Raw genomic sequence first — 1414 nt, 5'->3', positions numbered from 1 at the left:
CGCTGGCCCCGCCCGGGTGCGCGGCCCCCGGCCCCGCCCGCGCCCGTCCGTCCGTTCCGAGGATCCCCGCGAGAGAGAGCCGTTACGTGGCCTGTGACCTGTGGCTGGTCCCCCTCGTCGATGTGCTGTGCCACAGCCCCGACAACCCCTTCGCCGACGAACTCGCCGACTTCGACCGTGCCCTGACCGACGCGGGCCTGCCCACCGTCCCCGTCTACGCCTACATGCCGGGCATGACCGGTGAGGTGGCGCCGGTGGCGGGGTTCGACTACGCCGCGCTGCACCTGCTGCGCCGCGCCTACCTGTTGTCGATCAGCGGGCTGCCGGTGGAACCGGCGGAGCGTATGGACGGCGACTACCAGCAACTGCTGGAGATGTTCGAGGAGGCGGCCCAACGCTCGCACCTCGTCTGGCACTTCGACCACGCCGGGGCGTACGTCCCGGTCGACTTCCCGCGTCCCCTGGTCACCGACGCGCTGCTGGCGGGTGGGGGGCCGCTGGGCTCCTCGCACGGCCTGCTGCGGGAGTTGGAGGCCGTGGCCCCCGCCATCGGGATCGACCCGGCCAACCCGCCGGCGGCCCCGCCGGCGCCCGCCCGGCCGACCTCGCTGGACGAGCCGGCGGCGGCTCCACTGCACGAGGCCGGGCCGTTCGCGGGGGAGCGGCACGTGTGGCTGGGGCTGCACGCCGCCGCCACCCGCAGCCTCGCCCAGGGGTCGATGATCGTCTTCGGCTGAGCGCCTTTCCCCGACCCGGCCCCCGCCCGGAGGGGGCGGGGGAGCCCGGGCGGTGCGCGCGGGCCGCGGTCGTGCGGAGGGGGCGCGTCGGGGTGCGGTGCCGCTGTCGCCACGGCGGGAACGCGCCCCGGGGCGCGTGTCGCTGTCCGCGCGCCCGACGCGGCGCGTTCCCCGTGCCCACCGCGCCCCGGCGGCGCGCCCGCCGTTCGGCACGCCCTACAGGCGGGGACCCTCCGGGGGCCGCTGGCGCGGCATGGTGGGCCGCGCCCCGGGCGGCGGGGACGGGAACCGCCCCGCCCCGACCCGGGTCGGGCCCTCCTCCCGGCCGGCCGCCCCGGTCACGGCGGCGGTCTGCGTCAGCAGCGCGGCCCCCCCGCCCCGGAACTCCAACATCCAGTCGGCGGTCTCGGCGCGCACCAGCTCCGTGACGTCCTCGGAGAAACGCCGCAGCACGCCCAGGCAGCGCTCGGCCGCCTCGCCCGCCGTCCCCTCCGTCGGCCCCAGCGCCTCGCGCACGCTCTCCGTCGCCCACTCGTACCGCAGCGCCTCCAGCCGTCGTTGCACCGCCTGCGCCGTGGCCACGTCCCGCATCCACCCGGAGGTCAGGCCGAACCAGCGGTCGCAGGCCAGGCAGGCCACGGCGCCCAGCAGCAGCGGATACCCCCACGGACCCACCC

Annotated in this window: 2 protein-coding genes; one reads left to right on the top strand and one right to left on the bottom strand. The window is 77.7% G+C overall.

Features of this window, described 5'->3' with window-relative positions:
* The first annotated feature begins 86 nt into the window (after positions 1 to 86).
* The gene (locus FOE67_RS25705; RefSeq protein WP_182667216.1) at positions 87 to 737 is read left to right on the top strand and encodes a putative DNA-mimic protein; all 651 of its coding nucleotides are present in this window, start codon (positions 87 to 89) and stop codon (positions 735 to 737) included.
* A 216-nt stretch (positions 738 to 953) separates the two neighbouring features.
* On the opposite strand, the gene FOE67_RS25700 is transcribed toward FOE67_RS25705, so the two are convergent.
* Positions 954 to 1414 (bottom strand): SLATT domain-containing protein (locus FOE67_RS25700; protein WP_182667215.1); only part of this gene is annotated, 461 nt, incomplete at its 5' end.

The organism is Streptomyces calidiresistens (assembly GCF_014141525.1).
Taxonomy (GTDB): Bacteria; Actinomycetota; Actinomycetes; order Streptomycetales; family Streptomycetaceae; genus Streptomyces; species Streptomyces calidiresistens.
The sequence above is the reverse complement of the archived record's forward strand: the minus strand, read 5'-3'. Positions and strand labels throughout refer to the sequence as shown.